Raw genomic sequence first — 12,746 nt, forward strand, 5'->3', positions numbered from 1 at the left:
GCACGAACGCAGCGTGTACAGGTGTGTACATGTACAGCAAGCGGCAGCAGCTCGTCGGCGACCTCTCCGACCTGATCCGCTCGGGTCGGCTCGCCCACGGTGAGCGTCTCCCGGGCGAGAACCAGCTGGCCGAGCAGTACCAGGTCAGCCGCGGGACCGTCCGCAGCGCCCTCTCCGAGCTCCAGCAGCTCGAGCTGATCTCCACCCAGGCCGGCGTCGGGTCGTTCGTCACCTTCGACGGCGTCCAGCTCGACCAGCGGCTCGGCTGGGCCCGCGCCCTCGCCGACGCCGGGGCGCCCGTCACCACTCAGCTCCTCGGCATCGAGACCGTCGAAGACCGGGCGCTCGAAGAAGAGTTCGGCGAGAAGACCTACGTCGCCGTGCGGCGGCTGCGGCGGGAGCACGACCGCGGCGTCTCGCTCGAGACCGCCACCGTCTGCGCCGACGGCCCGCTCGCCGACCTCCCCGAGACCGGCCTGCGGGACGGCTCCCTCACCAAGACCCTCGAAGCCGCCGGGCGGATCTCCGTCGGCGGCGACCAGTGGATCAGCACCGAACGCCTCGACGCCGCCGACGCCGAGCTCCTCGGCCGCGACGTCGGCGAGCTCTTCCTCCGCGCCGAACGCACTTCGGTCGACGTCGAAGGCCGGCTCGTCGAGCGGGTCGTCAGCCTGCTGGACCCGGACCGGTTCCAGTTCCACCTCACCTTCGGACACCGGTGAACGCGCGGGACCGGGCGCTCGGCGCGTTCACCGGGCTCGCCGTCGGCGACGCGCTCGGCATGCCGACGCAGTCCATGTCCCGCGCCGCCATCGCCGCCGCCTACGGGCCGGTCACCGGCCTGCTCAGCGCCGTCGCCGAACAGCCGATCGCGCCATCGATGCCCGCCGGGTCGGTCACCGACGACACCGAGCAGGCCGTCCTGCTGGCCCGGCTGCTCATCGACGGCCGCGGCACCGTCGAGCCGCGCGTCTTCGCCGACGCCCTGCTGATCTGGGAGGCGGACATGGTCCGCCGCGGCTCCGCGGACCTCCTCGGTCCCTCGACGAAACGCGCCCTCGCGCGCCTCCAGGACGGCGTCCCGGCCGAAGAAGCCGGCCGCACCGGGACGACCAACGGCGCCGCCATGCGCGTCACGCCGGTCGGCATCGCGACCCCCTCCGAAGACCTCCACACGCTGGTCGACGCCGTCGCCGCGACCGCGCGCGTCACGCACAACACCAGCCTCGGCATCGCGTCCGCCGCCGCGGTCGCGGCCACCGTGTCCGCCGGGGTCGAGGGCGCGAGCCTGCCCGAAGCGCTCGACGCCGGCGAGCGCGCGGCCGTCGTCGGCGGGGAACGCGGGCACTGGGCGCCCGGCGGGGAGATCGCCGCCCGGATCCAGTGGGCCCGCGGCTGGGTGCGCGGCATGGCGCCGGCCGCCGTCGCCGACGCGGTCGCCCGGGTGATCGGCACGTCGGTCGCGTCGCAGGAGTCCGTCGTGGCGGCGTTCGCGCTGGCCGAGGCCATGGGCGACGACCCGCCGGCGGCGCTGCGCCTGGCCGCCGGGCTGGGCGGCGACACCGACACCGTCGCCGCGATCTGCGGGGCGATGCTCGGCGCCGCGCACGGCGTGGGCGCCTTCCGCCCCGACGTCGTCGAGACGGTGCTTTCGGTGAATCGCCTCGAATTCGGGCCGCTCGTCGACGAACTGCTCGCCTTGCGCCGCCGGACCGGGCAGAGTCGGACCACCTACTGACCACAGGGGACGGGCCATGACCGAAGCGGGCACCCGGAAGCTCAAGGTGGAGACCAACGGCCTCGACGTGATCGACGACGCCGAGCGCCGCGGCCGGCCGCGGCAGCTGTTCTGGCCGTGGTTCGGCGCGAACGTGTCGGTGCTGGGGCTGAGCTACGGCTCGTTCACCCTCGGTTTCGGCATCTCCTTCTGGCAGGCGCTGGTCGCCGGCGTCGTCGGCATCCTGTTCTCGTTCCTGCTGTGCGGGTTCATCGCGATCGCGGGCAAACGCGGGTCGGCGCCGACGATGCTGCTCTCGCGCGCGGCCTTCGGCGTCCGGGGCAACCGGCTGCCGTCGGCGATCTCGTGGCTGCTCACGGTCGGCTGGGAAACCGTGCTGACCGCGCTGGCGACGCTCGCCACGTCGACGGTCTTCGAACGGCTCGGCTGGGGCGGCGGGACTCCGACGAAGGTGATCGCCCTGGTCGTCGTCGCCGCGCTGACCGTCGCGGCCGGCGTGCTCGGCTTCGACGCGATCATGAAGCTGCAGACGTGGATCACCTGGATCACCGGCGTGCTCACGGTCGTCTACGTCGTCCTGGTCGTCGGCGACGTCCACTGGGAAGCCGTCAGCGCGCTGCCGTCCGGCTCGGCGCAGCAGTGGGTCGGCGCGCTGGTGTTCCTGATGACCGGCTTCGGCCTCGGCTGGGTCAACGCGGCCGCGGACTACTCGCGCTACCTGCCGCGGTCGTCGTCGAGCCGCGGCGTGGTCGGCTGGACGACGTTCGGCGCGTCGGTGGCGCCGCTGGTGCTGCTGGTCTTCGGGCTGCTGCTGGCGGGTTCGTCCACCGAGCTGAGCGGTGCCATCGCGAAGGACCCGATCGGCGCGCTGACGACGTTGCTGCCGCTGTGGTTCCTGGTGCCGTTCGCGATCGTCGCGGTGCTCGGCCTGGTCGGCGGCGCGGTACTGGACATCTACTCATCCGGGCTGGCGCTGCTGTCGGCAGGGCTGCGCGTGCGGCGGCCGGTGGCGGCGCTGGTCGACGGCGTGCTCATGATCCTCGGCACGGTCTACATCGTGTTCTTCGGCGGCGAATTCCTCGGCCAGTTCCAGGGTTTCCTGGTGACGCTGGGCGTGCCGGTGGCGGCGTGGTGCGGCGTGATGCTCGCGGACGTCCTGCTGCGCCGGCGCGACTACGCCGAGCCGGACCTGTTCGACCCGGCCGGCCGCTACGGCGACGTCAGGTGGGGGCCGATCGCGCTCGTGCTGGTGGCGACGGCGCTCGGCTGGGGCCTGGTCACGAACAGCGCGGCGGGCTGGCTGCAGTGGCAGGGCTACCTCCTCGAGCCGTTCGGGCTGGGCGGGCGTGACGGCTCGTGGGCGTACGCGAACCTCGGCGTCCTGCTCGCACTGGCGCTCGGTTTCGTCGTCACTTTGCTTACGCGGCAACGTGTCCGCGCGCAGGAGGCGGCGTGAAGTCGGTCCTGGCGGTCATCGACCTGCAGAACGTGTTCGCCACCCCGGCGAGCGAGTGGTTCACCCCGCGCTTCGCCGAGGTGCTCCCGCCGATCCACCGCTTGGTGGACGCGTTCGGCGACGACGTCGTGTTCACGCGGTTCATCGCGCCTTCGCGTCCGGAGGGGGCGTGGAAGCAGTACTACGAGCAGTGGCCGTTCGCGTTGCGGCCGCCGGACGCGCCGCTGTACCAGGTGATCTCCGAGTTCGAGCCGAAGTCCACAGTGGACGCGACAACGTTCGGCAAGTGGACCCCGCGCCTGGCGACGCGCGTGGGCGGCGCCCGGCTGGTGCTGGCGGGCGTGTCGACGGACTGCTGCGTGCTCTCGACGGCGCTCGCGGCGGCGGACGCGGGCGTGTCGGTGACGGTGGTGTCCGACGCGTGCGCGGGCGTGGACGACGCGAGCCACGCGAAGGCACTGGACATCATGCGGCTGTACGGGCCGTTGGTGAAGGTGGCCACGACGGACGAGGTGCTGGGCTGACACCGGACGTTCAACCGGGCGAAGTAGATTCGGCCTCGTGATCGACCACATCAGCATCCCCACGGAAGCCGGTTCCTTCGACGCCATCGCCGCCGGGCCCGAAGACGGGCGGCCCGTGCTGCTGCTGCACGGCTTTCCCGAGGCCGCCGTCGAGTGGGAGCACCAGGTCGCCACCCTCGGGGTGCTCGGCTACCGGGCCGTCGCGCCGGATCAGCGGGGCTACTCGCCCGATGTGCGGCCCGAGCAGGCCACCGACTACTCGATCGATCACCTCGTCGGCGACGTCGTCGCGATCACCGGAGCTCTGGGCTGGCCGAAGTTCGACCTCGTCGGGCACGACTGGGGCGGCGCCGTCGCGTGGTGGACCGCCGACGCGCACCCCGAACGCCTGCGCAGTCTCGCCGTCGTCTCCACGCCGCATCCCGCCGCGCTCGCCGACGCCATGAAGAACGACGAAGACCAGTACTTGCGGACGCGCTACATGACCGAGTGGCGGCAGACCCGCGTCACCGAGCGCAAGATGCTGGAGAACGACGCCCGGGCGCTGCGGGACATGTTCGAGCGGCGGATCCCGCTGTCCAAGATCGACGACTACGTCGGACGGCTCACCGAGCCGGGCGCGCTCACCGCGGCCCTCAACTGGTACCGCGCGGGCCGGCCGGGCGGGAAGATCGGCAAGATCTCCGTGCCGACGCTGTACATCTGGAGCACCGAGGACGTTTCGTTCGGCTCGACCGCCGCGCTCGACACCGCGAACTGGGTCACCGGGCCCTTCCGGTTCGAAATGGTCGAAGACGTCACGCACTGGGTGCCGGAAGAGGCGCCGGAAGCCGTCACGTCACTCCTCGTCGAGCACCTCGACGCGCGGTAGCGGCCCGTCACCCGCCTGGGCGGACCGCCGGTAACCCACCCGGCTCGCGGTACGAGACGGTCCGGCCCGTCGTGTTCACTGGGTTTGTGGATACCGCGACCGAACCCGAGACCGAGCAGGTCGTCTTCGTCACCGAAGACGGCGTGCCCACCGGCGAGACCGGCCCGAAGCTGGCCAGTCACCACGAGCACACCCGGTTGCACCTGGCCTTCTCCTGCTACGTCCTGCGGCGCAGCGACAACGCCCTGCTGATCACCCAGCGCGCGCTGCACAAGAAGGTCTGGCCGGGGGTCTGGACGAACAGCGTCTGCGGTCATCCCGCGCCCGGCGAGTCCCTCGAGGACGCCGTCCGCCGGCGCGCGGCCTACGAGATCGGGCTGCCGTCGCTGTCGGACCTGCACTGCGTGCTGCCGAGCTACCGGTACCGGACGCCGCCGTTCCAGGGGATCGTCGAGAACGAGTTCTGCCCGGTCTTCGCCGCGTGGGCGGACGCCGAGCCCGAGCCGAACCCGGCCGAGGTCGGCGGCTGGCGCTGGGTCGCCTGGACCGACTACCAAGAGCTACTCGACGACAAGACGGCTAATGTGAGTTACTGGGCCAAGGATCAGTTCTTGCAGCTCAAGGGCATCGAGCCGTTCTCCGGACTCTGACGGTACAACTCCGGAGCGTCACCCTCGTAGTCCCGTTTGAGCGAAATTCACCTTCGTCCGCACCCGCGCCTCAAGCACGGCCTCCACTACGACGACAACCAATGCGTGGTGGAGGTGGGCATGGTCGCCGGGGACGAAGGCGTGCTGCGCCGGAGCCCGCAGCCGCCGGACCTGCTGCGTCTCCACGAGGCCGTCGCGACCCTCTTCGCGACGCAGGGCGACTGGCGCCGCGCCTACCAGCACCTTCGCTCCGCGCTGGACATCGCGCGGGACGGCAGCCTGCGCGACGCCCTGACGTCGAGTTTCAACCGCCGCTACCTCGACGAGCGCTTGTACGGACCGTTCACCGATCGGCAACCCGCGCTGCCGCGGCCGGCGCTGGCCATCGCGCTCGTCGATCTCGACCGCTTCAAGCGCGTGAACGACACGTACGGTCACCTCGTCGGCGATCGTGTCCTCCGACGGGTGGCCGATCTGCTCCAGGAGGAGCTGCCGCCGGACGGCTTCTGCGCCCGCTACGGCGGCGAGGAGTTCGTGCTGTGGCTGCCGGGGGTCGACGCCCGGCACGCGGTCCGCATCGTCGACGACGCCCGCCTGCGCGTCGCCCGTCACCCCTGGTCAGAACTCCAGCCGGGGCTGCACGTGACCATCAGCGCCGGGCTCGCCCACGAGGGGCCGGACGCCCCGACGCCGCCCGAGCGCCAGCTGCGCAGCGCCGATGACCTGCTTTACGCGGCGAAACGGGCCGGGCGGAACAAAGTCGCCTATCGCGACGCGCAAAGCACGCAGTTAATGACCCACTCTGAGTAACGTAAACACCCCATTACCCCGGAAAGGTGCGGGCACTCTTCACCCGTTTGTCGACGGCCAGCGGCCGTTCGTCGACTCAAGGTGAAGAAAATTCCGGGAGGGTGTCGTCACGAACGGGGGGTATCCGTACGATAACGAAAACCTCCGGGGGAACGATCACCTCTCGCGGGGGAAGACGGCCAAGTCACGAACCCGCCTTCGATCGCGCGAAAGGAGACCGAGTGCCGGACGAGCACGACAGCCCGGGAACCGGTCGCCGTTCGGACGGTCCCGCGCGGCCCCGCACCGGCAGACGCCGGTCGATGGAGGACCAGGGCGGGATCAGCGTCTCGGACGTCGTCGCCAAGTCCACCGGCGTTCGCCCGGTCCCGCCCCGCGAAGACCGTCCCGAGCAGCCCGGACGCCGTGCCCGCACCGCCGAACCGCCCGCTCAGCCGGCTCCGGCGCGCGGTGCGCACTCACGGGCACCGCAGCCTCCCGCAGAGAACCCAATACCCACGGACGCCACTCGTCAATCGCGCCCGCCGCGGCCGCGTCAACCGCGCCGCGCCGCCGCCCCGCTGCCCGAGGCCCCGCTCCAGCGCCGCCCGCCGGCCGCGAACCCGGGCCCGCAGCAGACGTCGGCCGCGCCACAGCCGCCTCGACGCGTCCGCCTGCCCGCGGCCACTCCGGACGGCGCCGCACCCCAGCGCCCCGCAGACGAGGGTGTCGTACCCCGCCGTCGGCCGGTGACCGACGGTGCTGCGCCTCGCCCGGACGGCACCCGTCAGCGGGCCGCCGGTGCCCCTGACGCACCCCGCCGCCCCGCGGCCGCCCCGGACAGCGCCGCGCCCCAGCGCCCGGGCGCCGACGCAACCCGCCGTTCCGCGGCCGAGGCACCTCGCCGTCCTGTCGACGGTGCCGCACCCCGCCGGCCCGTGGCCGAGGGCGCGGCGACTCCCGAAGCACCCGCACGCAAGCGGCCCACGCCGGACTCCCCGGTGCCCCAGCGCCCGGCCCCGGACGCCGCGGCTCCCGAAGCACCCGCGTCCAGCCGGTCCGCCGGCGATGCCCCGCAGCGCCGGCCGGGCGCCGTGCCGCCGCGCGCCGAGCTCGACCCGCTGACCATGACCGACGAGATGGAAGCGATCGACGAGGCGACGCAGTACCGCCGCAAGATCGACCACACCCTCGCCCGGTTCTCGGCCGCGCACGACGAGATGAACGCCGAGGAGGCGAAGCGGCGCGAACGCCGTGAGCGGCTCTCGCCGGCTTCGCTCATCGAGAGCACGCGTACGGCGCTTCAGCGCGTCGTCGCACCGACGCCGTCGCCCGAAGAACAGGCCGACGCCGCCGAGCAGGCCGCGCAGAGCCGGCTGCAGGAGAAGAAGGCGCGGAAGATCGAGCGCTCGGTCCGGTTCGGCCGGATCGCCGCGGCCGTCGTCGCCGGGCTCGTGTTCCTCGGCATCGGCGGCGCGTGGGGCGCCCAGACCTACTTCGACGCCAAGTTCACCCAGGTCTCCGCGCTCGACGAGAACTCGTCCGACATCCAGGACGCCGACGCGCAGGCCAACGACGAGAACTTCCTCATGGTGGGCTCGGACAGCCGCGACGGCGCGACCGCCGAAGAAGGCATCGGCACCGCGGACAGCACGCCGGGCGCCCGGAGCGACACCGTGATGGTGGCGCACATCCCGGCCGACCGGAAGCGGGTCGTCGTCACATCGTTCCCGCGCGACCTCGAGATCAACCGGCCGGACTGCCAGAAGTGGGACCCGGCGCAGAACAAGACGACCGACGAGGTCTTCCCCGGCCAGAAGATCGCCAAGCTCAACACCGCGTACGCGGTCGGCGGCCCGGCGTGCGTCACCAAGGTGATCCAGCAGATCACCGGCCTGCGGATCAACCACTTCGTCGGCATCGACTTCAACGGCTTCAAGGAGATGGTCGACGCCGTGCACGGCGTGACCGTGCACAACGAGAAGCCGATCGACGACAGCGTCCTCGGCAAGGTGCTGCTGGAAACCGGCGACGTCACCATCTCCGGCGACCAGGCGCTCAACTTCGTGCGCGCCCGGCACGTCAAGGGCGACCCGACGTCGGACTACGGCCGGATCAAGCGGCAGCAGGAGTTCATCGGCGCGCTGCTGAAGAAGGTCATGTCCTCGGACGTCGTGCTGGACCCCGGCAAGCTCAGCGATTTCATCAACGCGTTCGCGAAGGCCACCTTCGGCGACAACCTCGGCGTCAAGCAGATGATGACGCTGGCGCAGTCGATGAAGGGCATGGACCAGTCGAGGATTTCGTTCCTCACGGTGCCGACGACGGGCGAGGCCAACAGCCGCGGCAACGAGGTGCTCGTCCGCAGCAAGACGAAGGCCCTCTTCGACGCGCTGCGCAACAACACCCCGCTGCCGGACCCGAACGCGCCGGTCCCGGTGAGCGAGCAGGCTCCGCCGACCAGCTCCTCGAAGTCGTCGTCCAAGACCACTTCCAAGACGACGAGCAAGAAGACGAGCACCACGGGCTGACCCGCGAGGGATCGTTAGTCCGGGTTCACGTGCGGTTCACCCGGCGATGAGGTGTTCGGTCACGCTTGGCCGTAGGGTTGGGCCATGCGTGAGGCTTACCATGTCGAACTCGAACAGCTCGCCGTCAACCTGGCCGGGATGTCGGTCCAGGTCGCCGACGCCATGGAGCGCGCCACGCGTGCGCTGCTGGAGGTCGACCTCGGTCTCGCCGAACAGGTGATCAGCGACGACGCCAAGGTCGACGACGCCCGCGCCCAGTGCGAGGAGCAGGCGTACGCGCTGCTCGCCCTGCAGGCGCCCGTGGCGACCGATCTGCGCACGGTGCTGGCGGCGATCCACGCCGCGGAAAGCTTGGAGCGGATGGGCGATCTGGCGCTGCACGTGGCGAAGGCCGCGCGGCGCCGTCACCCCGACCCGGTGCTGCCGGAGGCGGTACGGCCGTACTTCGCCGAGATGGGCGAGGTCGCGGTCAAGCTGGCCCGGTCGACTGAGCAGGTCATCAGGTCGAAGGATGTCGAGGCGGCGAAGACGCTCGAGTCCGACGACGACCAGGTGGACGACATCCACCGCCACCTGTTCACGGTCCTGATGGACCGCGAGTGGCCGCACGGTGTGGCGGCGGCGGTCGATGTGACGCTGCTGGGCCGTTTCTACGAGCGCTACGCCGACCACGCGGTGTCCGTCGCGAAGCGGATGATCTTCGTGGTGACCGGCAAGATGCCGGGCTACGGTTCCGACGACGACATCTGAGTTCTTCGAGAGAAGCCCCTGACCGCCTGGTCAGGGGCTTTTTTCGTGGGGACCGATGAGTTTCGCGGCGCGGGTGTCTCTCAACGGGTGACAGCACACTCACGAAGGAGCCGGCGCCATGCGCAACGTCATCGCCTACGTCAACCTCACCCTCGACGGCCACCTGGCCGGCCCGGCCGGCGAACTGGACTGGATGCTGCCCGACCCGGCGCTGAACATCGCGCTGTCGGACGAGCTGCGGTCCCGGTGCGACACGATCCTGACGGGCCGGAACTTCCACCACGGGATCGAGCAGAACTTCCGCGCCCAGGCGACGGACCCGGCGAGCCCGGCCGAGCTGGCCGACTTCGCCACCTGGATGGTTTCGACGCCACAGGTCGTCTTTTCCCGCTCGCTCCGCGAGGTCGCCGCACCACACCGGATCGCCGGCCCGGACCTCGCGACGGAGGTCGCGGAGCTGAAGTCGTTGCCGGGCAAGGACATGGTGCTCTTCGGCGGGGTGTCGATCGTGCAGCAGTTCGTTCAGGCCGGACTGGTCGACGAGTACTGGATCAAGCTGTACCCGACGGCGATCGGGGCCGGGCGGCCGCTGTTCACGGACCGGCGTGCGGAACTGCGTTTGACGGAAAGCAAAGCGTGGGAATCGGGAATCCTGACGCTGCGCTATCTCCCGGCCTGATTATCCACAAAGGACAAGAAAGAAGGCCTTTCTCGCCGGCCCCGAGCGCCGGCGAGAAAGGCCTTCCGCAACAACGAAAGCTCAGCCGAAACGCCCCGAAATGTAGTCTTCCGTGGCCTTCTCGTCCGGGTTGGAGAAGATCTTCTCCGTGTCGTTGAGCTCCACCAGCCGGCCCGGCTGGCCCACCCCCGCCAGGTTGAAGAACGCCGTCTGGTCGGAAACCCGCGCCGCCTGCTGCATGTTGTGCGTGACGATGACGATCGTGTAGTCCTTCTTCAGCTCCCCGACCAGGTCCTCGATCGCCAGCGTCGAGATCGGGTCGAGGGCCGAGCACGGCTCGTCCATCAGGAGGACGTCCGGCTGGACCGCGATCGCGCGGGCGATGCACAGACGCTGCTGCTGACCGCCCGACAGGCCGCCGCCCGGCTTGTTGAGGCGGTCCTTGACCTCGTTCCACAGGTTCGCGCCGCGCAGGGCGCGCTCGGCGATGTCGTCGAGGGTCTTCTTCCCCTTGGTGCCGCCCAGCTTCAGCCCCGCCACGACGTTGTCCTTGATGGACATCGTCGGGAACGGGTTGGGGCGCTGGAACACCATGCCGATCGTGCGGCGCACCTGCACCGGGTCGACCGCCGACGCGTAGATGTCCTCGCCGTCGAGGAGCACCTGGCCGTCCACGCGGGCGCCGGGGATCACCTCGTGCATCCGGTTCAGCGTCCGCAGCACCGTCGACTTGCCGCACCCCGACGGGCCGATGAACGCGGTGACGTTGCGCGGCGGCACCGACAGGGTGACCTGGTCCACGGCGTGGAACTTGCCGTAGTAGATGTCCACGTCCTTGACGTCGATTCGCTTGGCCATGGCTTGCAGCTCACTTCTTCTTCGGCGCGACGAGACGCGCGAACACGGTGGCGAGGAGGTTGATGATCGCGATGATGATCACCAGGGTCAGGGCCGCGCCCCAGATCCGGTCGAACCCGACCGAGCCGGGGTCCATCGAGTTGGTGACGCGCTCGTTGTTCATCAACAGCGGCAGCGCTGCCTGCTCGCCGCTGAAGATGTCCCAGTTCGTGTAGGCGGAGTAGCCGACCAGGACCAGCAGCGGCGCGGTCTCGCCCATCACCCGGGCCAGCGCCATCATGATGCCGCCGACGATGCCGGACAGGGCCGTCGGGAGCACGATCTTCACGATCGTCTTCCACTTCGGCACGCCCAGCGCGTACGACGCCTCGCGCAGGTCGTCCGGGACGATCCGCAGCATCTCCTCCGACGAGCGGACGACCACCGGGATCATCAGCAGCACCAAGGCCAGTGACACGGCGAAACCGCTGCGCGGCAGGCCGAACGTGGTGATCCAGAGCGCGTAGATGAACAGCGCGGCGACGATCGAGGGGACACCGGAGAGGATGTCGACCATGAAGGTCGTGGCCTTCGCGAGCTTGCCCCGGCCGTACTCGACGAGGTAGATCGCGACGAGCATGCCGATCGGCACCGCGATGATCGCGCAGACGAGCCCCTGCAGCAGGCTGCCGATGATCGCGTGCAGCACACCGCCGCCGACCTCGTCGGACAGGTAGTTGCCGAGGTCCTGCGACCACCAGTTGGTGTACGGGATGCGCTTGATGCCGTTGGCGACCACGGTGTAGAGCACCCACACCAGCGGGACGACGGCGATCAGGAACGACAGCCAGACCAGGGTGGTCGCGAGGCCGTTCTTGACCTTGCGGGCCAAGCTGACCTGCTGGAACGCGGGAGTCGTGGCAGGGGCTTCGAGCGTGGTGGTCATGCTCGGTCTCCCTTCTTGCCGATGACGGACCGCGCCGCGAAGTTGACGAGGAACGTGAGCACGAACAGCACCAGGCCGGCCGCGATGTACGCGCCGGCCGAGATCTCGTTGTTGAACTCGCTGTAGTTGGCGGCGATCTTCGAGGCGAACGTCGAACCGCCGTCGAAGAGGCTCCAGTCGAAGTTGCGGCCCTGCGGGATGAGCAGGATGACCGCCAGCGCGATCGTCTCACCGAGCGCGCGGCCGAGGCCGAGCATCGACGCGCCGATGTAGCCGGCCTTGCCGAAGGGCAGCACCGTGGTGCGGATGACTTCCCAGCGCGTGGCGCCGAGCGCCAGCGCGCCCTCGAGGTGCGGGGTCGGCGTCCGCTCGAACACCTCGCGCGAGAGCGAGGTGATGATCGGCAGGATCATCACGGCCAGCACGATGCCCGCGGTGAAGATCGTGCCGCGCACGCTCGGCGCGACGTTGCCGGGCGCCAGCAGCGGGAACCACGAGAACGTCTCGTTGATCCACTGTGAGAACGGCTCGATGGCCGGGGCGAAGACCAGGATGCCCCAGAGGCCGAAGATGATCGACGGAACCGCGGCGAGCAGGTCGATGACGTACGCGAAGGGCCGCGCCAGCCGCTTCGGCGCGTACTGCGTCAGGAACAGCGCGATGCCCAGCGACACCGGCATCGCGATGATCAACGCCACGAGCGACGTCGCCACCGTGACCTCGAGGAGGTCGAGGATGCCGAACGACATGTTCGCGGGGTCATTGGTCGACCAGCCGTGGTTGGTGAGGAAGTTGGCCTTGTCGGCCTGCAGCGCCGGGATCGCCTGGATGAGCAGGAAGAGCCCGATCAGGCCGATCAGGGCGACGACGAAGATCCCGGCCCCGGTGGTCAGGTTCTGGAAGATGCGGTCACCGGGCCGCACCTTCTTCGGTTTCTCGCTCGCGGGCGGCTCGGGCGCCGCCGGCGGGGCTCCT

13 protein-coding genes are annotated in these 12,746 nt (G+C 70.2%); 10 read left to right on the plus strand and 3 right to left on the minus strand.

What is annotated here, in order from left to right; translation table 11 throughout:
* The first annotated feature begins 29 nt into the window (after positions 1-29).
* The 10 genes from AB0M59_RS07780 to AB0M59_RS07825 all read left to right on the plus strand — a co-directional run bounded on the left by AB0M59_RS07780 (position 30) and on the right by AB0M59_RS07825 (position 9,988).
* Positions 30-722 (plus strand): GntR family transcriptional regulator, encoded by a 693-nt coding sequence (locus AB0M59_RS07780; protein ID WP_364610382.1) that lies wholly within the window; start codon positions 30-32, stop codon positions 720-722.
* Positions 719-1,738 (plus strand): ADP-ribosylglycohydrolase family protein, encoded by a 1,020-nt coding sequence (locus tag AB0M59_RS07785; protein WP_364610385.1) that lies wholly within the window; start codon positions 719-721, stop codon positions 1,736-1,738. Before AB0M59_RS07780 ends, AB0M59_RS07785 begins: the two co-directional genes overlap by 4 nt.
* Positions 1,739-1,754: 16 nt before the next feature.
* Positions 1,755-3,194 (plus strand): cytosine permease, encoded by a 1,440-nt coding sequence (locus AB0M59_RS07790; protein ID WP_364610388.1) that lies wholly within the window; start codon positions 1,755-1,757, stop codon positions 3,192-3,194.
* Entirely contained in the window at positions 3,191-3,718 is a 528-nt protein-coding gene (locus AB0M59_RS07795; protein ID WP_364610391.1) for a cysteine hydrolase, read from the plus strand. Before AB0M59_RS07790 ends, AB0M59_RS07795 begins: the two co-directional genes overlap by 4 nt.
* 37 nt (positions 3,719-3,755) lie before the next feature.
* Complete coding sequence (locus AB0M59_RS07800; protein ID WP_364610394.1) at positions 3,756-4,589, plus strand: alpha/beta hydrolase; 834 nt, start codon at positions 3,756-3,758, stop codon at positions 4,587-4,589.
* An 86-nt stretch (positions 4,590-4,675) separates the two neighbouring features.
* Positions 4,676-5,239, plus strand: a complete 564-nt coding sequence (idi, locus tag AB0M59_RS07805) for an isopentenyl-diphosphate Delta-isomerase (protein WP_364610397.1) — start codon at positions 4,676-4,678, stop codon at positions 5,237-5,239.
* A gap of 120 nt (positions 5,240-5,359) precedes the next feature.
* On the plus strand, positions 5,360-6,049 hold the full coding sequence (locus AB0M59_RS07810) for a GGDEF domain-containing protein (protein ID WP_364610400.1): 690 nt from the start codon (positions 5,360-5,362) through the stop codon (positions 6,047-6,049).
* Between the two features lie 728 nt (positions 6,050-6,777).
* Positions 6,778-8,559 (plus strand): LCP family protein, encoded by a 1,782-nt coding sequence (locus tag AB0M59_RS07815; protein ID WP_364610403.1) that lies wholly within the window; start codon positions 6,778-6,780, stop codon positions 8,557-8,559.
* Positions 8,560-8,643: 84 nt separating this feature from the next.
* A complete protein-coding gene (gene phoU, locus AB0M59_RS07820) occupies positions 8,644-9,309 on the plus strand; it encodes a phosphate signaling complex protein PhoU (RefSeq protein ID WP_364610406.1) in 666 nt (221 codons plus the stop codon).
* Positions 9,310-9,427: 118 nt separating this feature from the next.
* Entirely contained in the window at positions 9,428-9,988 is a 561-nt protein-coding gene (locus AB0M59_RS07825) for a dihydrofolate reductase family protein (protein ID WP_364610409.1), read from the plus strand.
* An 81-nt stretch (positions 9,989-10,069) separates the two neighbouring features.
* Here AB0M59_RS07825 and pstB read toward each other — a convergent pair whose 3' ends face one another.
* Genes pstB through pstC form a run of 3 tightly spaced genes read right to left on the minus strand, consistent with a single transcriptional unit; the run spans position 10,070 to position 12,694 of the window.
* On the minus strand, positions 10,070-10,846 hold the full coding sequence (gene pstB / locus AB0M59_RS07830) for a phosphate ABC transporter ATP-binding protein PstB (protein ID WP_364610412.1): 777 nt from the start codon (positions 10,844-10,846) through the stop codon (positions 10,070-10,072).
* A 10-nt stretch (positions 10,847-10,856) separates the two neighbouring features.
* Positions 10,857-11,771 (minus strand): phosphate ABC transporter permease PstA, encoded by a 915-nt coding sequence (gene pstA, locus AB0M59_RS07835; protein WP_364610415.1) that lies wholly within the window; start codon positions 11,769-11,771, stop codon positions 10,857-10,859.
* The gene (gene pstC, locus AB0M59_RS07840) at positions 11,768-12,694 is read right to left on the minus strand and encodes a phosphate ABC transporter permease subunit PstC (protein WP_364610725.1); all 927 of its coding nucleotides are present in this window, start codon (positions 12,692-12,694) and stop codon (positions 11,768-11,770) included. Before pstC ends, pstA begins: the two co-directional genes overlap by 4 nt.
* Between the last annotated feature and the right edge of the window lie 52 nt (positions 12,695-12,746).

It is taken from the genome of Amycolatopsis sp. NPDC051371 (assembly GCF_040682155.1).
Classification (GTDB): Bacteria; Actinomycetota; Actinomycetes; order Mycobacteriales; family Pseudonocardiaceae; genus Amycolatopsis.